Source organism: Lysinibacillus sp. NPDC096382 (assembly GCF_044762845.1).
Lineage (GTDB): Bacteria > Bacillota > Bacilli > Bacillales_A > Planococcaceae > Lysinibacillus.
The window spans coordinates 40,114-58,354 of the sequence record NZ_JBIWFC010000001.1 but is presented as its reverse complement, the minus strand read 5'-3'; the positions used below and the strand labels follow the sequence as shown (position 1 = coordinate 58,354).

The window sequence follows — 18,241 nt, the reverse complement described above, 5'->3', positions numbered from 1 at the left end:
TCACCTCTTATAAACTAGTGTCGTAAGATAGACAAATTGGTTTTTTAGTATAAGGATCTTCACTAATGACAGCATCTATTTGAAAAACCCGCTTTAAATTATCAGTAGTCATCACTTCATCAACGGTTCCAGCTTTTACGATTTGACCAGAATTCATTGAAATCATATAGTCTGAATATCTAGCTGCTAAATTTAAATCATGTAGTACCATAACAATTGTACGATTTTCTTCCACATTCAATTGTTTAAGAAGTTTCATTAAATCAAGTTGATGTGCAAGGTCCAAATAGGTTGTGGGCTCATCTAAATAAATAATGTCCGTTTGCTGAGCTAATGCTAAAGCGACCCAAACGCGTTGACGTTGCCCACCCGACAATGAATCAACAATAGAATTTTCTACGTCATTTAACTTGGTCTTGGAGATTGCCCAGTTAATAATTTCTTGATCTTGAGAGCTTAAAATACCGAAATTCCCTTGATGGGGATACCTTCCGTAAGCAATAAGTTCACGTACTGAAATGTTAGAAGGTGCAATCTGAGACTGCGGAAGTAATGCCATTTTTTTCGCTAAATCTTTTGTTTTATATGAGGTTAAAGCTTGTCCATCTAATAAAATTTGACCTTTGGAATAAGGCAATATTTTTGTTAGAGCCTTTAATAAAGTTGATTTCCCACAACCATTCGGTCCAATAATTGTTGAAATACTATTATCTGGAATATGTAATAATAGGTCTCTAAGAATAATATTTTTATCATATTTTACTTCGATGTCGTGTGCAGAAATTCGAAACAATTTGTTAGTCTCCTTTTACTGAGAATGATTATCATTATCGAATTGTATTCTATTTGCATTTTAAAGTCAATATAGCATTAAAAAATAAGTTATTTAAATATAAGTTAAATTAAACATCGTTTATTCATTTTCATCCACTTATAAAAGCGTTTAAATATAGCTGAGAAAGGTACATTCAGTTTATTCTGCTCTGAACTCTATTCTATTCTTTTCCTTCTAGAACCCCAAAAAACACCATTCATAAGTGGAATGGTGTTCACTGATACGGCAACGAATTATAAAAAGTTCGCTAAGATAAAAGGATTACAACACGAAACAGTCAATGAGCGACAAAAACAGCGTGTAAAGGAGGGAATTTACCACATTCAACACGTTAATAACTTTCATAATCGCTTGAAAAAGTGGATGGAGCGTTTTCAAGGAGTTGCGCAATGTTGGGGTGCTGTACTCTTTCAGCACCTTAACCCAGATGAACTCCAATTTCTTTATACTTTAAATTTAATAAGATTTTTGCTCGAAAGTGATCGAAGCGTCGAAAGCCATATGCATTCCGTTTCATCACTTTTGTTTTATTATTAATGCCTTCTAGAGCGCTGTAAATACCACTGTTGTTTCGGTGATAATTTAGATGCACGTTTATAAAATATATGACGCATACGTTTACACTTTGTGCGATTGTATTTATCCCATTCTTTTTGTACTTGTCGGTGCACTTCATCCATTGCCCAATAAATATAACGGCTAAAATGAAAGCGGTCTGCCACAATAACAGGTCGACCTAGCGCTTGACGAACAGCTGCTTTAAAACTTGGATTCATATCCATAACCACTATTTCAACATCGGCTCCATGCTGACTTAAGTAATTTTTTATTGTTTCTTTTTTACGATTCGGTAAAATATCGATCGGTTCGCGCGTCTCCGCATTCGCAATGATTAGCTGATACGTACCTGCATCTGTATCGCCTTTATACTCATCAATCGCAATCACTTTTGGTAAACGTACACCCTCTACTAATTGTTTATTCGCTACCTTTTTAAAACGGTGCTTAAAATTGTGTGATTACCCCAACAAATATTATAGAACCTTTTTTATTTAACATATTGTTCAAGCAAACGTTGCGTATTTGTTGATTGTTCAAGTGCTTTTTTCTCTTTTGCCCAATAAATCAAATATTGCTGATCCCCAACATTAAAAACCATCTGCTGTAATTCTTCACTGAGCTCAGAGCTAATCGCAACTTTTAAAATATCTACCTCATATAAAGGCTCTCCTTTAATTTCGTAGACAATATGATAAAGTGGTTTTTCTTCAAATATAGCTCGTTCTTTTTTGCTTAGTTTCTTAACATGGCTAAGCGGATAGTTTTCAATATAGGCTTTTGCATCTTGACCTGTTGCACTAAATAAAGATTGCTCTCCTTTAAATAGCTCGATTGCATCAATTTCTGCAGTGTGATCTAAAATACGAGAAATAGCCTCTTGCTCATTTTTGTCGCGAGATTGCCATGTAAAAGCGCCAATAAGAATAATTGCTGCAAATATAACTAGTTTCCATCTTCGTTTATTCATTTTTCATTACCCATTCAATGCCTTTTTGACAAAGCGGTTAATATCTACATCAGCCCCAATGACAAGCATAATATCTCCTAGCAAAATTTTATCACTCGCCTGCGGAGATACGATGATATCTGCACCACGCTTAAGACCTACAATATTAATCCCGTACTTTGCACGAATATCTAGATCCATAACAGAGTAACCTGCAATCGCATCATTGGCTTTAAGCTCCATAATCGAATGTTCATCCGAAAGCTCTAAGTAATCGAGCACTGTATTAGACAACATATTATTGGCAATACGTATCCCCATATCTCGCTCAGGATGCACGACAAAATCTGCGCCAATTTTACGCAGTACTTTTTCATGGTAATCATTCTGAGCTTTTACAGTAATCTGCTGAACACCAATTTCTTTTAAAATAATAGTCGTCAAAATACTAGCCTGAATATCTTCACCAATCGCTACGATAACATGCTCAAAATTACGAATACCTAATGAATTTAATACCGATTCATCCGTCGAATCTGCGATAACGGCCTGTGTGGCAATCGAAGCAAACTCGTCCACCCGCTCTGAGGAATGATCTATCGCCATAACTTGTGCGCCTTGACTCATTAGTTCGCGAACAATGCTTCCTCCAAAACGTCCAAGTCCAATGACAGCAAACTCTTTTTTCATCATTAAAAATCCCTCCGAAAACTACTATACCCTTATTGTAACGTATTCTTTGCTATATGTATCGTCAAAACAAGAGACTATTCTTCAATAAAAGACATCTCTAAGATAATCTTTGTAGGAATCCCCTGCTCCTATTCAAGAACACTAGGTTCTTTTTTATACTTGAGGTACTTCTTTGGACGTACGGTTTAATAACTTTTTCGTTCGGGTACTTCGAGAAGTGATCAAGTGAGAGACGAAACTGCTCAGCTTGCCCTAAAATGTGATCAGGGTAACCTCTTTTTCGCCCGGGTCACGCCTTAATTTGATCGGATTACTCCCTTTTTCGCTCGGGTCGGATTAGGAACGTTACACCCGATTTTTTCCCCAGGTAACTAGGATACTCTCCGATTCCCCTCCCGTATTTTTCAATAAAAAAGACGAGGAATACAATATCCCCGCCTCGTAATCTGCTCTTTTATGCGTTGCGCATTTCATCTAAAACACGATTCACACGTTTTTCTAGCATTTTCATACCGCTACCACCAGCTTGCATGTGACGAAGCTGACCATCTTTATCGAACACAAAATACGCTGGTACGTATTGGTTTTCAAATGCATCCGTTAGCTTTAATTCGCTATCCACAAAGATTGGTTGAACAATGTCATGCTCTGCTGCTACCGATTTGATGGTTTCTAAATTTGTATCTTCCTCAGAGCGTGGCATATGCACTGCAATAACGTTTAACTCATCTTTGTATTGATCACGGAAATTGTTCACATCTGGCATTGCCTCTTTACATAAATGGCAACTAACTGACCAGAAGTGGATTAATGTTGGTTTTTCGCCAACTAAATCCGCTTTTGTTACTTCACCATTTAACCAAGTCGTTGCGCCTACAAGTTCAGGCATTTGTTCACGAAGTTTCATAAAACATTCTCCTTTTTCTTTTTTCCTTTTTCTGGGATCGTTATCAAAACGTGTGGTTGATTTCCGTTCCGGCTGGGCGTTTTCCTGGGGGCGTCCTATAGCCGCTTTTGGTGGTGCCGCTACGTTAACACTACGCTTTCGCACAGAAAACATCCGCTTCGCTGCAGGGTCTCGGGCCAACACGACGTTGGTCACGAAGGCGTTATCACAGGATGTGATGCTCTTACCCTTCGTTCCCCTATCGCTAATCCCCGAGGAGTCGCCCAGTCTCCACTCCAATCAACTTATTTACATAGTAGCGTTTTAACAAAAGTCATCCGCAATTTTTGGTGATGAACCTTTTTCTATATCAAGTTTAAAAAAATCCCCACAAACTTGCTGTGGGGACTCTTTATTTTTAAATGATCAATTTCGCCAAACCTCGAATTCAGTTCAATGCCTGACATAAAAACTCTACTTAAATTATAGAGTTGCTTGACCTGGGCGCCAGTTTGCTGGGCAAAGACCACCAGTTTGTAAAGCTTGAAGTACACGTAAAGTTTCGTCTACATCACGGCCGATGTTGTTATCGAATACTGTTTGGTATTTTAATTCACCTTCTGGGTTGATGATGAATAAGCCGCGTAGTGCGATACCTTCTTCTTCAATTAATACACCATATTCTTGTGAAATTTGGTGATTTGTATCTGCTGCTAATGGGTATTTTAACTCACCAAGACCATTTTTAGTGCGGTCAGTGTTAATCCAAGCTAAGTGAGTGTGGATTGTATCAGTAGAAACACCGATTACTTCTGCATCTAAGTCTTCGAACTCATCGTAACGATCGCTCATTGCAGTGATTTCTGTTGGACATACGAAAGTGAAGTCCATTGGATAGAAGAAAAGAACTGTCCATTTGTCTTGTGCTTTAATGTCTTGTAACGATACTTTACCAAATGATTTGTCTGGAAGTACTGCTTCCATTGTAAAGTCAGGTGCTTGTTTACCTACCATGCGTTCTGCCATTATAAATCCCTCCGATTAAATATGTAGTGTATATATTCCATCCGCACCAGCGAACTCGTCTTCTACGATAACAGAGTAATCGTAGTTTTTCAAACAAGTAAACTTCACAAAAGTGCACATATTAAATTGTCTGACAAATTTCCGTCAAATCCCCAAATGGAATAGCTGCTACAGCCTATTTATTAGCTATTTTTAACATTTTTATTCTAGTTTAAACGAAATTTTTCTACGCTACATTTATGTATAATTTCTAAAAATTTCATCTACTTTTTTTTGCTAAAAAACGATTGCAAATTCTTTATTATTATGTATAATTGTAATGGTTTTAGTAAACTAAAAGTTTCGTTAAAGTAAACTTTGTATTTCAAAAGTTTATGATTGCTAAACTTCTTCTAGGAGGGAAAAGATGCAAATTGGAGCAAAAATCAAAGCGCTTCGTTTAAAAAAAGGTCTTACCCAAGAGGAACTTGGAGAACGCACAGATTTAAGTAAAGGGTATATCTCTCAATTAGAACGTGATCTAAATTCACCTTCCATTGAAACTCTTTTTTCATTATTAGAAGTTTTAGGGTCAACACCTAAAGAATTTTTCGATGATGAAGCACCTGAACAAAAGGTTGTATATACAGAAGAAGATCAATCCACTTATACAGACGAAGAAAAAAAATATGAAATTCAGTGGCTCATTCCTACTTCTAATGAAAAAGAAATGGAGCCTATTTTCTTGACACTTGCTGCTGATGGGGAATTCAAACAGTTTGAGCCCTCACTTTCAGAAACATTTATTTTTGTTGTTGAAGGGCGTATTCGTCTCGTTTTAGGAGATGAACAGTACATAGCGAGTAAAGGCAATGCTCTCTATTTTGACGCGACAGATCATCACCAAATTTTTAATGCACATGCTGATGAAACAAAAATTTTACTTGTCGCAACGGATTCATATTTATAGCTTAAGGAGGCGCATCTATGACAACGAATTCGATTATCCGCTTTGAAAATGTTTCAAAGTCCTATAATGACGGCACTGTCGTCTTAAAAAACATTAACTTGGAGCTAGAAAAGGGTAAATTCTATACACTGCTAGGTCCTTCTGGTTGTGGTAAAACAACTATTTTACGTATGATTGCTGGATTCACAGAACCGACTACAGGAGATATCTATTTTCATGATAAAAAAATCAACTCCATGCCAGCAAATGAACGCCAAGTAAATACTGTTTTTCAGGATTATGCGTTGTTCCCTCATTTAAACGTCTTTGAAAACGTCGCATTTGGACTTCGCATTAAAAAGCTTCCTGAAAGTGAAATTAAAAAACGTGTTGCTGAAGCATTAAAATTCGTTAACTTAGCAGGCTATGGCAATCGTGAAATTTCTGAAATGTCTGGTGGTCAACGTCAACGTGTGGCCATTGCTCGTGCGATTGTGAACGATCCTGAAGTAATTTTACTAGATGAGCCTCTTTCTGCTTTAGATTTAAAACTGCGTACAGAAATGCAGTATGAGCTACGAGAGTTACAACAACGCCTCGGGAAAACATTTGTATTTGTCACACACGATCAAGAAGAAGCACTTGCCATGAGTGATGAAATATTTGTTTTAAGTGAAGGTGAAATTCAACAATCTGGTACACCAGTAGATATTTATGATGAGCCAATTAACCGCTTCGTTGCTGATTTTATTGGTGAATCAAATATCGTTCCTGGCGTGATGATTGAAGATTTCAAAGTTGAATTTGCTAGTAAAGTTTTTGAATGTGTTGACCAAGGTATGAAGCCAAACGAAAAAATCGATATTGTCATTCGCCCTGAGGATTTAGAAATGACGACAATCGATAAAGGCAAACTTGTCGTTAAAGTTGATACTCAATTGTTCCGCGGGGTGCATTATGAATTATCTACGTACGACAAAGATGGGAATGAATGGCTCGTGCATTCATTGAAAAAAGCTGAAGTAGGGACAGAAATTGGTTTAGACTTTGATCCAGAAGCAATTCATGTAATGCGCTTAAATGAAACAGAAGAAGAATTCGATAAACGTTTAGAGGCGTACGGGGACGACGAAGATGCAAACTAAGACTTCGAAATCAGCTTTATTTCCTTATGTTTTATGGATTGCACTTTTTGTTATCATGCCGATTGCACTCGTTGTTTACTATTCCCTACTAGATATACATGGCAATTTCACGCTCGATAACTATAAAGCATTCTTTACTTCTGTCTATTTAAAAATGACATTAAGTTCATTCTGGTATGCGTTTTTAATTACGTTCTTTACGTTACTTGTTTCGTATCCAACAGCCTATTTTTTAACGAAGACGAAACATAAACAGCTTTGGCTTTTACTAATTATTATTCCTTCTTGGATTAATCTTTTGTTAAAAACATATGCCTTTATCGGGATTTTCGGCTTATACGGCCCAATAAATGCATTTATCGAAGTACTTGGTTTTGATCCAAAGCAAATGCTATTCACTGACCTTAGCTTTGTGTTCGTATCCGTTTATATTTTTATTCCATTTATGATTTTACCGATTTTCAACTCATTGGATCGTTTAAATCCGGCTCTTGTTTATGCCGCACGTGATTTAGGGGCATCGGCCTTTACTACGTTCCGTCGCGTTATATTGCCGTTAACAATGGACGGTGTTAAATCAGGTATTCAAGTTGTATTTATTCCTGCATTATCACTCTTCATGATCACTCGTTTAATTGCAGGAAACCGTGTCATTACACTTGGTACAGCTATTGAACAACAATTCCTTGTGACCCAAAACTGGGGAATGGGTTCAACAATTGCTGTGTTCTTAATTTTATTCATGGTCATCGTTATGTTAATTACAGGACAGAAAAAGGATAAAGGAGGTCGCATACGATGAAAAAACTATCTGCTACAGCAAGAGTGTATTTAGCGATTGTTTTTATCGTTTTGTATGCACCTATCTTCTATTTAATCTTCTATTCGTTCAATAGTGGCGGATCGATGAATAACTTTGAGTCCTTTACGTTAGAACATTATAAAGCGGTCTTTGAGGATTCACGTTTACTCGTCATTCTAATTAATACAGTGATCGTGGCATTACTCTCTGCATTGATTTCGACAATCATTGGGACACTAGGAGCAATTGGCATTGTCACTGTTAAAGATTCAAAAATGCGCAACACACTACTTTCTTTAAACAATGTGTTAATTGTGAGCCCGGATGTCATTATTGGAGCAAGCTTTTTAATTTTATTCACAATGGTTGGTATTAAATTAGGTTTTTCTTCTGTGTTAATAGCACATGTAGCGTTCAGTGTCCCAATTGTTGTACTAATGGTTTTACCTAAACTATTAGAAATGAATAAATCATTAATCGATGCTGCATTAGATTTAGGGGCAACGAAAAAAGATGTCATGATGCGTGTTATTTTACCGTATATTCAACCTGGTATTTTTGCAGGGTTCTTCCTTGCCTTAACATATTCTCTAGATGATTTTGCGGTAACGTTTTTCGTGACAGGTAACGGCTTTAGTACTTTATCTGTTGAAATTTATTCGATGGCACGTGCAGGTATTTCCTTAACAGTTAACGCTATTTCTGGGTTAGTATTCTTTGTAACGGTTATCGTCGTAGTTGGCTATTACTTCATTACAAGCCGCGCTAGTAAAAGAACGGGGGGAACTCAATGAAGCAATTAATTCAAGCAACAATCGCAATCCTTGTCGTTTCCGCCCTATTATTCTATACTGCTGACGCCCTAAGTGCCGGTGGTGGAAAAAGTGGTAAAGATACATTAACCATCTTTAACTGGGGAGAATATATTGACCCGGATTTGCTGAAGCAATTTGAAAAAGAAACAGGCATTCACGTCATCTATGAAACGTTTGATTCCAATGAAGCAATGATGACAAAAATTCAACAAGGTGGTACAGCTTACGATATCGCCGTACCTTCTGAATATATGATTGAAAAAATGAAGGAAGAAAACTTACTTATTCCTTTAGATAAAACGAAAATCCCTAATTTAAAAAATATTGATCCTTATTTTTTAGATTTACCATTTGATAAGAACAATAAATACTCTGTCCCATATTTCTGGGGAACAGTCGGCATTGTCTATAATCCAAAGCTCGTTGGAAATTTAGACTTCTCATCTTGGAAGGACTTATGGGATCCTTCATTAAAGCGTAAAGTCTTTTTAGTAGACGGTGCACGTGAGGTGATTGGTATGGGCTTAAACAGTCTTGGCTACTCTCTCAACTCTTTAGATAACCAGGAGCTACGTAAAGCTACTGATAAACTAATCACATTGGCGCCAAATGTTAAAGCCATTATCGGAGATGAAATTACACCGCTGATGGTTAATAATGAAGCCGCTGTGGCACTCACTTGGTCTGGTCAAGCAGCAGATATGTTGTCAGAAAATGAAGATTTGGACTTCGCTGTACCAAAAGAAGGCTCAAACTTATGGTTTGACAATATGGTTATCCCAAAAACATCAAAAAATATTGATGGCGCACATGCTTTCATTAATTTTATGTTGAAAGCTGAATCGGGTGCTAAAAACGCTGATTATGTAGGCTATTCTACTCCTAATATTGCAGCGATGAAGTTAATGGATAAAGAAGTTGTATCTGATAAGCGCTTCTATCCTTCTGAAGAACAACGTAAAACATTAGAAGTTTATAAAAACTTAGGTCCTGATTACTTAGGCAAATACAATGAGCTGTTCTTAGAATTTAAAATGAGTATTCGATAAACTATTTTACCCATTCAAAGCTGTTCTCACGTTACAAACGTTGAGAACAGCTTTTTTTCGTTTATCTGGAAGTAAGCTTCTGTGGAAAAACTAGCCGGCCGTATTTGAGAATCCGCATATCTTTCTAGTAAATCTCAGACTTATAGTCAATAGCAAACGTATAAGTCTTATGGTAGACTGTAGTATATTTGATTAAAGAAAGGGGTATTCGATGACCCAGCAGAAGTCTAATAAGGCGGCTTTGTATATTTTAATGTTTAATATGTTTATCGCAATGGGGAGTATCGGAATTATTATTCCTGTCATGCCTGAGTATTTAAAATTGTTTGGTGCCGCAGGACAAGTACTTGGCATGTTGATTGCAACGTTCGCCTTCGCACAATTCATATTTTCTCCAATTGCTGGGAATCTCTCCGATCAATACGGTCGTAAAAATCTCATTATTTTCGGTCTTATCGTAACAGGACTTGCACAAATTTGTTTCGGGCTTTCTACAGATGTGTGGATGCTCTTCCTGGCACGCTTTTTTGGTGGCCTTGGTTCCGCATTTGTGGCACCTCCTATAATGGCTTTTGTGGCAGACGTCACAACGTATGAGGAACGAGGAAAAGGTATGGGGATGATAGGGGCAGCAATGTCCTTTGGTTTTATGATCGGACCAGGTATCGGTGGATTCCTCTCAAAAGTTAGTTTGCATTTTCCATTTTATACCGCTGGGTTTGCAGCTATCTTAGCAGCTATTTTATCGTTCTTTTTATTGCCTGCTACAAAACCGAATGCAGCGAAAAAAGCGCAGAAGCAGGATAATCTTGCAAAGCAGATGGCCCGTTCAGTCCGAATGCCTTATTTTGTCATGCTAATTATCATGCTTGTATTCTCTTTCGGGATTGCTAACTTCCAAACAACATTATCATTATTTGTTACAGATAAGTTTAATTACACACCTACTGATATCGCCATTATATTAGTTATGGGTGGCGCTTTTGGTGTTGTTGTACAGATGTTTGTTATTACACCGCTGTTTAATCGCTTCGGCGAAATGAAAGTAGTGTTAGTCAATTTATTTATTGCATCCGTTTCGATTTTCTTAATATTATTCGCATCTGGATTTGCACTTATTTTGATTGTAGCGACCATCTTCTCTACAGCTACGACATTGATTCGTCCAGCTGTCAACACACTGATTTCAAAACTTGCTGAAAATGAACAAGGCTTTGCAGCTGGTCTGAACAATGCGTATATGAGTCTTGGTAATATGATTGGTCCAGCTTTAGCAGGTATATTATTCGATTGGAATATGAACAGTCCTTATATATTCGGGGCTATTATTTTAATGGCTTGCTTCTTCCTTGCCCTTATTTGGACAATGAAAAAAGCGCCACACCTTATGCATCCTGATACAAAATAGTCTGAAAAGTTATTGACTATTTTTAATAGTATGCTACATTATTAAGAGAAAAAATTAATTAAATTCTTACCACTAGGGGAGTCTTTAAAAGGCTGAGACGTATATGGTCATATACGGACCCTTTGAACCTGATCTAGTTCACACTAGCGGAGGGAAGTGTCGACACTTGCTTTTTTATTTGTAGATGCAAGGCCGCTTCCTGTTGTTTTTAGGAAGCGGCTTTTTGACGCTTTAGCGGCGATTCTCTCTGTTTTTGCGGCGGTATTAACATTTCAAAGGAGTGGAAATTATGTCAATTCGAAAATTAACAATCATGGCCATATTAGTAGCAATTGCCGTAGCTGGTTCTACCTTCGTTTCAATACCAACGGGAATTGCTCGTGCCTACCCTGTCCAGCATGCCATTAATGTTATCGGTGCTATCATTCTTGGACCAGTGCCTACTGTTATGGTCGCCTTTGTCACAGCTATTATTCGTATTTTAACAGGCACAGGCTCATTACTAGCTATTCCTGGCAGTGTTATTGGCGCTCTATGTGCAGCTCTTGCCTATAAATACAGCGGCAAGCAATGGCTTGCCGGTGTCGGTGAAATGTTTGGGACAGGTATCATTGCCTCACTTATCGCAGTACCTTACGCACATTTATTAATGGGGACATACGTTGCTGCTTTATTTTTCATGCCAGCCTTTTTAACCTCAAGTACTATTGGTGCTGTCTTAGGTATAGTCGTTGCTAGCAATTTGCGGAAGAATACTATAAATCGTAAATCCTTTTTAGATAAAAATATTGTGAGATGAGTAATTTAACGGAATAAATTTGTGATTTATCGGAACAATTTCAGATTTTATCGGAATGTTTCATCTATTTATCGGAACAATTTAGGAAAAAACGATGGCTCATTACTATAAAGCAATGAACCATCGTTTTAACTTACTAAGATCGTTTTTTCATACCCTTTAATAGCTGGGCAACATTTGTGTCATCTTCCTGTATCTGTGTTCCCTCTACAGGCTGTTCTTTTTTCTTCGGCCTAGTTAAGAAGCGCCAACCAAAGCGTCGGATGGTAATATCAATAAAGAATAGCAACATCCCTGCTAATAAAAGCCATGTCGCAATATTTTGACGTTCTGCACCTTTTTTAGTAAATTCACGGAATACCTCGCTCGGTTCCTTCAAAACAGAGCCGCCTGTTTGCTTTGTTAGTGCTTCGATTAACTTATCATTCACTGGGCGTAATTCATACTCTGCACTATAAGGTACACTTAAGCCTGCCTGGTAAATGGTCTGATCTTCATCGGCAATGCGGAAGAAGATAAGTCCTGGTTCTGCTTGTACGACTGCTCGAACTTGTGATGCTGAAATTGTTTCAAGTTGTGTATCAAGTTCTTCACCCGCTTCATTGACAGCAACAATATCTAAGAACGCCGCTTCATTTGTTGGATCAGTGATGACAAATGAGCCGTCTGATTCTAGACGTACATCATAGGCAACATCATTATAACTTGGTAGCATTTTTGAAATAAGCGTTTGCCAAAAAGCGCCCCAATTTTGCCATCTTGCCCAGTCCCCTGTCCATTTTCCTGTCGAATCAGAAGTAAAGGCAAATGTTTTGCCAAGGCCATATTGCCATTCTGCTAGTACTGGATCCTCTTTCTCACTTTCTGCAATAACAGTAGCTCCCTGCTTTGCTGTTGTACCAATATAAGCATTCATTTTAGGTACACCATTTGCAAATAACGTATTCCAGCCAGCCGCATTAAATATAGTTGGATAGAATGGGTTATCCTCAATATATGTGCGTGAAATCATGGCAGTTTCACGAGATAAAATCGAGGGGATCGTCTGCTCATCAATAACATCGTAGAAACGTCCACTGCCCATCTCACTGAGTGCTTCAAGTAAGTTGGCATCAGCATCCTGACCAATTGCAACCGTTGATAGGGTTACGCCATTCTCTTTTCCTTGTGCAATTAAGTTCTCATAGTTACCTGGCTGAGACTGACCATCCGTTAATAGAATAATATGCTTACGCTGTAGCTTTAAATCAGCTAGATTTTCATAAGCTTTAGCTAGTGATCCATATATTTCGGTACCGCCCCCTGGCGTTACAGATAAAATCGTATCCACCGCTTCTTCCTTATTGCCAAGTGGTCCTGTCTCAATAATTTCCCAAGGTCGATCATCGAAGGCTATAAACCCGAGCGTATCCTCATCTCGTAGCATTTCAACTGAACGAGCGGCCGCTTCTTTTGCAAGCTCTAGCTTTGCTCCAGACATACTTCCCGAGCGGTCAAGTACGATAACTAGCCCCAATGATGGCAATTGCTCCTTACCTTTAATCTCCATTTCAACAGGTAGTAAAGTTTCAATTGGTGTTTTAAAATAGCCACCTAAACCAAAGCTATTTTCGCCACCGACCATTGTAAAACCGACACCGAAATTTTTCACTGCTTGCTCAATGACATTCATTTTTGCCTCGCCTACTAAATGCCCTGGCACATTATCAAAAATGATGGCATTGTATTGTAAATAACTAGAAAGTTCATTTGGTAGACTTTTAGCATTTACAACATCATAGGCAATTGATTGTTTGCCTAGCGCCGCTGCAAATGGTGATGCTGTATCATAGCCATTAACAATTAGTAAATGTGGCTCACTTTGCACCATCGTGACGCTTGTTAATTTATTATTTTCAAAAATTGCATCCTGCTCAACCTGCACGAGTGCCTCATATTTTACAAGCCCTTCAGCTGTTGCTGAATGTTTAAACGTAAATACATTCGAACCTTCTGTAAGTTCCACTGCTTCACGGTGAATAAGCTTATCGTTTTCGTATAGTAATAGCTCACCTTGTTCTGCTACAGTTGCATTGATTTCAGCGACTAACTGCTGCTGCTCACCAACATAAGCAACTTGTGGTGTAACAAAGCTTTTCATGGATACATCCTTCGCAACAGGTTGGTTAAACGGCATTACATCGACGCTAATATTTGACCCTTTAAACTTCGATGCAAATTCTAAGGCATCCCCTTTTGTTTCATTGCCATCCGTTAAGAGCACAAGTCGTGTCGCTTTTTTCGGATCTACAATACCTGAAGCGAGCTGTAGACTCTGTTCAATATTTGTTTGATCTGTTGCTTTTATAGCTGTAAACTTCGGCACTTCCTTTAAAAACTTCGATAAAATGGCTTCCGTTTGTAAAGTCGATGAAAAAGAATAAATCCCTGCAAGCTGTTCATCTTTTTTCGACTGTAAACTTTCCGCTATAAAATTGGACATCTCATCATCTGTACCATTCATTGAAGCAGAACGGTCCACTAAAAATAATACTTGTTCTTCCTTTACGGGCAATAAAATATAGGGCCCTGCAAGTGCAAAAACCAAACAGCATATAGCCACAATACGAATACCTAGTACGACGATATGGCTTTTTTTTAGTCGCTGACGTTCACGCCAATAGGTCCATCCAAAATACATAAGCAATGGAAGTAAAAGCAACAATGCTAATGGCATATCAATTCGTAAATCCACGACGTCGTTGCACCTCCCACTCTAAAACAAATAATACTAAGATGATAAGGATAAGCCAAGGTACGAACGATGTTTTCGATATTTCTTCCTTACCATTGTCTGGAAGCTCTCCAAGTGTATAGCTTGTCCCTTTTTCAATCACACGCTCTTGTGCTTGAAGCTGTACGATGAAGCGCTTTTCTTCATCATTTGAGCGAGCTGTATAAATTCCTGGCTTCATTGGTGCTGTTAATAGACCATTCGTAATAGACGATAAAAACTCATCTTCCTGCGAATATACACTCCACTCACCTTGCGTTAAAGCAACTGCACGTTGCTCATTTGGTGTAAAAATACCAAGTGAACCAATCGATGCTGAAAGCTCCTGTTCAGCACTCCATAAAAATAATGGGAATGAAGGATGCAACGGCCAATCTGTATCTGCAATATCAGCTAATACAACAATATCTCCTTCAGGTGAACGCTGAATAAATGGCTGGTCTCCAACTGATGCAATCGTTTTATAGTTGTCGAATCCAGGATATACAGTACTGACGTAAATATCTTTTAGCTCACTAAATGCAAACAATGCATCACTTGTTGTACTGATTTCCCCAGTAGCTTCAACCTTCTCAACATCATCCCGTCCAAATAATACAATTGGCTTGTCCATCTTTTCGAGTAGCGCCGTCTGATTTGTCACCACAGTGGCATCCAAATTGTCAGCCACTTGTGAAGATGGAACAATCTTCACGCTACTATTAATCGTTTGCAAACCTTTTTGAATGAGTTGATGCATACTTTGATCGACAACTACTTTTGAAGTAGCTGTTTGTAGCAATACATGCTGTGAATTATCAACAGCATAATCGTCCTTAGCATCTATCTTAGCAGTCATAGTATCTTCTAATGGAAGGTCTTTGAATGTTTTTGTTATAGCTTCATTTGGAGGTAATACAACACTCTCCGCAACTATTTTCTTACCTTTAACATTGTCTATCGAAAGTGTTACATTTTGCTCTTGGTCCGTATCATTTTGTAACTGTACAAGCGCCATAGCAGATTGTCCATCTGTAGTAGCAGCAAAACGTGTCATTGCGATATTTGTTAAATCTTTTGCGGATCCTTTTACGATCCACTTCACCGTATCTTTTTCCATCGGTAATTGCTTTTTATCGAGCGAATCTGTAAAGACATAAATAGATGTTGGTGTATTACCGACAAAAGCCTGTGCCACATCTAAAGCTTTATTCATTTGTGCTGTTTCATATGTTACTTGTAACTCTTGAATAGCTTTTTCAATATCTTTAATCTTTGTTTCCTGCTGTAATATAGCTTTTGGCGTATTGCCTGTTGTAATGAGTGTCACAGGTCTTCCGTCAAGTTCATTAACCAATGACAGCATTTCTTTTTTATGTGTATCAAATGTTGACTGCTCTTTCCCTGCTAACATCGTTGCAGACGTGTCTACTATGAAAATCGTCTGCGCACCAACAATTGTTGACTTTTTAACATATGGATTCATTAATGCTAGTACGAGTAAAAGAAGAGCAAGTAGTTGCAAATAAAGCAGTGCGTTTTTTTGTAAGTGTTTTAAGTATGGTGACACACGGGTTTCTTGCATAATTTCCGACCAGAAAAGTGTGGAGGATACGGTTTGATCGGTATATTTTTTTCGAAAGAAATAATATAGAAGGACAATGACCGGGATGATGGCCGTCCAGCTAAAAAGTATTTGACTAAAGCCCAATACGGCTCACCTCACCTAATCCAATGTGCTTTTAATAATTGTTGGAAGATGGCATGCTGCAATCCATCCTCTACTTTAAGCTGTAATTGTCGAACACCGAAGCGCCGACAAATTGCTTCAAATTCCTCTTCATGTAAAAAACGTCTTGCCCTATATGTGTCCAGAACTTTAGAAGACATCGTAACATTTACATCTCTACCCGTTTCACGATCAAGTAAGCGTACGTCGCCCGTATACTCAGGTGCTATTTCTTCTTGCGTAATTATTTGCAAAATACGGACATCCCCCGCAAAGCGTGGTAGCCTTTTTAAAAGTTGCTCCCATTCATCGATTGGCTCAAGTCCGTCTGTCACAATAAATAGTACGGTACTATCTTTAGGCAATGCTTTGAAAGCTCCCTGTGCGAAGCTATTTGTATAAGTTGCTTGCTCAATCTCTGTGACCACCTGTAAAAAGGCGCGACGATACATGGCACCTTTACGACGAAACGGTGGCCTCACTTCATCCTGCAGGAAAGAAAAAGATAAGCGATCATCGCGACCGAGCACCATTAGACCAAGTGAGGCAACAATTTGCCGGGCAAAAGTCCATTTTGCTTGATCCCCCATAGATTTAGTTGTATCTAGCAAAATGTGTACGCGCATTTCTTGTTCATCTAAAAAACGTTTAATGAAGTATTTATCAGTTCTCGCAAAGACGTTCCAATCCACCTGACGTACATCATCACCTAAATGATATTCACGAAAATCTGAAAAATCGAGCGATGCCCCGAAGCGCTGCGAACGGTGCGAGCCCTTGTGCTGCCCACGTAATTTGGAGGCCGTTGCCACTTGGAAGCGACTGATTTTCGCTAACCAATCTTCGGGCAATAATAATTTTTGTGTCACCTGCTAACACCTTGCTGTACTTTTTCTAAAATGACATCAATCACATCGTCTGCTGTTTTACCTGAAGCCTCCCCTTCATAATTCAACAGCATTCGATGGCGTAACACTGGCTTAGCTACAGATTTAATATCCGCCACAGACACGTGGAAACGTCCATTCATAAGCGCTCTTGCCTTTGCTAATTTGATCAAACTTTGTAAACCTCGAGGGCCGCTACCATACATGGCATATTGCTTGACCTCATCAATGGCATCCACTCTCTCAGGATGAGTAGCCACAACAAGGTCCGTCGCAAATTCGAGCATTTCATCAGCAACGAGTACTTCCTTAACCATTTGCTGCGCTTCAATCAGTGCTTCTGTATCCATGATCTTTTGTAAACCAATTTCCTTAGCGCCTGTTGTACGCTTCATAATTTCCATTAGCTCACTTTTCTCAGGATACGACACAAGAATTTTACATAGGAAACGGTCCATTTGTGCTTCTGGTAACGGGTATGTTCCCTCCATCTCAATCGGGTTTTGTGTTGCTAATACGAAGAATGGTCTTGCCATCTTCTTTGTATCTCCTAAAATTGTTACAGTTTTTTCACCCATTGCTTCAAGCAGTGCACTTTGTGTTTTTGGTGTTGCTCGGTTAATCTCATCCGCTAATACCATTTGGCTAAAAATCGGACCAGGCTGGAACGTAAACTGCTGCTTGCCATCAACTGTGCGCTCAATCATGCTTGTCCCTGTAATATCCGCTGGCATTAAATCTGGTGTAAATTGAATTCGTGAAAATGATAAATCTAGTACTTCAGAAATTGTACGAATTAACATCGTTTTCCCTAAACCCGGTAGGCCCTCTAATAATGCATGTCCGTCAGCAAGGACTGCGTATAATGTATAATCAATGGCTTCCTCTTGGCCAACGATAAAGCGATGAATTTCTTCCTTCACTTGTTGTAATTTCGTACTCATTTCAACATATTGTTGCTCTGTAAATGCCATACCTTT

At 38.4% G+C, this 18,241-nt stretch carries 16 protein-coding genes, 2 pseudogenes and 1 riboswitch; of the genes and pseudogenes, 8 read left to right on the top strand and 10 right to left on the bottom strand.

Features of this window, described 5'->3' with window-relative positions:
- Nucleotides 1-7: 7 nt before the first annotated feature.
- Entirely contained in the window at nucleotides 8-793 is a 786-nt protein-coding gene (locus ACIQZA_RS00285) for an ABC transporter ATP-binding protein (RefSeq protein WP_323657614.1), read from the bottom strand.
- 243 nt (nucleotides 794-1,036) lie between these two features.
- Here ACIQZA_RS00285 and ACIQZA_RS00280 point away from each other — a divergent pair.
- A pseudogene (locus ACIQZA_RS00280) lies at nucleotides 1,037-1,222 on the top strand (IS1595 family transposase); the annotation flags it as partial.
- A 31-nt stretch (nucleotides 1,223-1,253) separates the two neighbouring features.
- Here the strand turns inward: ACIQZA_RS00280 and ACIQZA_RS00275 are convergent.
- The 5 genes and pseudogenes from ACIQZA_RS00275 to ACIQZA_RS00255 all read right to left on the bottom strand — a co-directional run.
- A pseudogene (locus ACIQZA_RS00275) lies at nucleotides 1,254-1,836 on the bottom strand (transposase); the annotation flags it as partial.
- Nucleotides 1,837-1,883: 47 nt separating this feature from the next.
- Nucleotides 1,884-2,363, bottom strand: a complete 480-nt coding sequence (locus ACIQZA_RS00270; protein WP_142509960.1) for a hypothetical protein — start codon at nucleotides 2,361-2,363, stop codon at nucleotides 1,884-1,886.
- Between the two features lie 6 nt (nucleotides 2,364-2,369).
- Entirely contained in the window at nucleotides 2,370-3,032 is a 663-nt protein-coding gene (locus tag ACIQZA_RS00265; RefSeq protein WP_053483642.1) for a potassium channel family protein, read from the bottom strand.
- A gap of 457 nt (nucleotides 3,033-3,489) precedes the next feature.
- Complete coding sequence (locus tag ACIQZA_RS00260) at nucleotides 3,490-3,942, bottom strand: TlpA family protein disulfide reductase (RefSeq protein WP_053483465.1); 453 nt, start codon at nucleotides 3,940-3,942, stop codon at nucleotides 3,490-3,492.
- A gap of 462 nt (nucleotides 3,943-4,404) precedes the next feature.
- Nucleotides 4,405-4,947, bottom strand: a complete 543-nt coding sequence (locus ACIQZA_RS00255) for a peroxiredoxin (RefSeq protein WP_142509961.1) — start codon at nucleotides 4,945-4,947, stop codon at nucleotides 4,405-4,407.
- Between the two features lie 406 nt (nucleotides 4,948-5,353).
- On the opposite strand from ACIQZA_RS00255, the gene ACIQZA_RS00250 reads away from it, so the two are divergent.
- The 7 genes from ACIQZA_RS00250 (at nucleotide 5,354) to thiW (ending at nucleotide 11,893) form a co-directional block, all read left to right on the top strand.
- Nucleotides 5,354-5,896 carry a helix-turn-helix domain-containing protein gene (locus ACIQZA_RS00250; protein WP_132357730.1) on the top strand — a complete coding sequence of 181 codons (543 nt, stop codon included), beginning with the start codon at nucleotides 5,354-5,356 and terminating at the stop codon, nucleotides 5,894-5,896.
- 17 nt (nucleotides 5,897-5,913) lie between these two features.
- On the top strand, nucleotides 5,914-7,020 hold the full coding sequence (locus tag ACIQZA_RS00245; protein ID WP_400939039.1) for an ABC transporter ATP-binding protein: 1,107 nt from the start codon (nucleotides 5,914-5,916) through the stop codon (nucleotides 7,018-7,020).
- A complete protein-coding gene (locus ACIQZA_RS00240; RefSeq protein ID WP_400939041.1) occupies nucleotides 7,010-7,822 on the top strand; it encodes an ABC transporter permease in 813 nt (270 codons plus the stop codon). Before ACIQZA_RS00245 ends, ACIQZA_RS00240 begins: the two co-directional genes overlap by 11 nt.
- Nucleotides 7,819-8,616, top strand: coding sequence for an ABC transporter permease (locus ACIQZA_RS00235; RefSeq protein ID WP_400939043.1), 798 nt, complete (start codon nucleotides 7,819-7,821; stop codon nucleotides 8,614-8,616). Before ACIQZA_RS00240 ends, ACIQZA_RS00235 begins: the two co-directional genes overlap by 4 nt.
- Nucleotides 8,613-9,686 carry an ABC transporter substrate-binding protein gene (locus ACIQZA_RS00230; protein ID WP_142509965.1) on the top strand — a complete coding sequence of 358 codons (1,074 nt, stop codon included), beginning with the start codon at nucleotides 8,613-8,615 and terminating at the stop codon, nucleotides 9,684-9,686. Before ACIQZA_RS00235 ends, ACIQZA_RS00230 begins: the two co-directional genes overlap by 4 nt.
- Nucleotides 9,687-9,897: 211 nt before the next feature.
- Nucleotides 9,898-11,094, top strand: coding sequence for an MFS transporter (locus tag ACIQZA_RS00225; protein WP_142509966.1), 1,197 nt, complete (start codon nucleotides 9,898-9,900; stop codon nucleotides 11,092-11,094).
- A gap of 64 nt (nucleotides 11,095-11,158) precedes the next feature.
- Nucleotides 11,159-11,266, top strand: a riboswitch (TPP riboswitch).
- Between the two features lie 117 nt (nucleotides 11,267-11,383).
- Nucleotides 11,384-11,893 (top strand): energy coupling factor transporter S component ThiW, encoded by a 510-nt coding sequence (gene thiW, locus ACIQZA_RS00220; protein ID WP_402880218.1) that lies wholly within the window; start codon nucleotides 11,384-11,386, stop codon nucleotides 11,891-11,893.
- Between the two features lie 136 nt (nucleotides 11,894-12,029).
- On the opposite strand, the gene ACIQZA_RS00215 is transcribed toward thiW, so the two are convergent.
- From ACIQZA_RS00215 to ACIQZA_RS00200, 4 genes are read right to left on the bottom strand one after another with little or no spacing between them, the layout of a single operon-like run.
- Nucleotides 12,030-14,627, bottom strand: a complete 2,598-nt coding sequence (locus ACIQZA_RS00215) for a VWA domain-containing protein (protein WP_402880220.1) — start codon at nucleotides 14,625-14,627, stop codon at nucleotides 12,030-12,032.
- The gene (locus tag ACIQZA_RS00210) at nucleotides 14,611-16,356 is read right to left on the bottom strand and encodes a vWA domain-containing protein (protein WP_402880222.1); all 1,746 of its coding nucleotides are present in this window, start codon (nucleotides 16,354-16,356) and stop codon (nucleotides 14,611-14,613) included. The genes ACIQZA_RS00215 and ACIQZA_RS00210 overlap by 17 nt, the downstream gene beginning before the upstream one ends.
- 11 nt (nucleotides 16,357-16,367) lie before the next feature.
- Entirely contained in the window at nucleotides 16,368-17,243 is an 876-nt protein-coding gene (locus tag ACIQZA_RS00205; RefSeq protein WP_400939055.1) for a DUF58 domain-containing protein, read from the bottom strand.
- On the bottom strand, nucleotides 17,240-18,235 hold the full coding sequence (locus ACIQZA_RS00200; protein WP_323652923.1) for an AAA family ATPase: 996 nt from the start codon (nucleotides 18,233-18,235) through the stop codon (nucleotides 17,240-17,242). Before ACIQZA_RS00200 ends, ACIQZA_RS00205 begins: the two co-directional genes overlap by 4 nt.
- Between the last annotated feature and the right edge of the window lie 6 nt (nucleotides 18,236-18,241).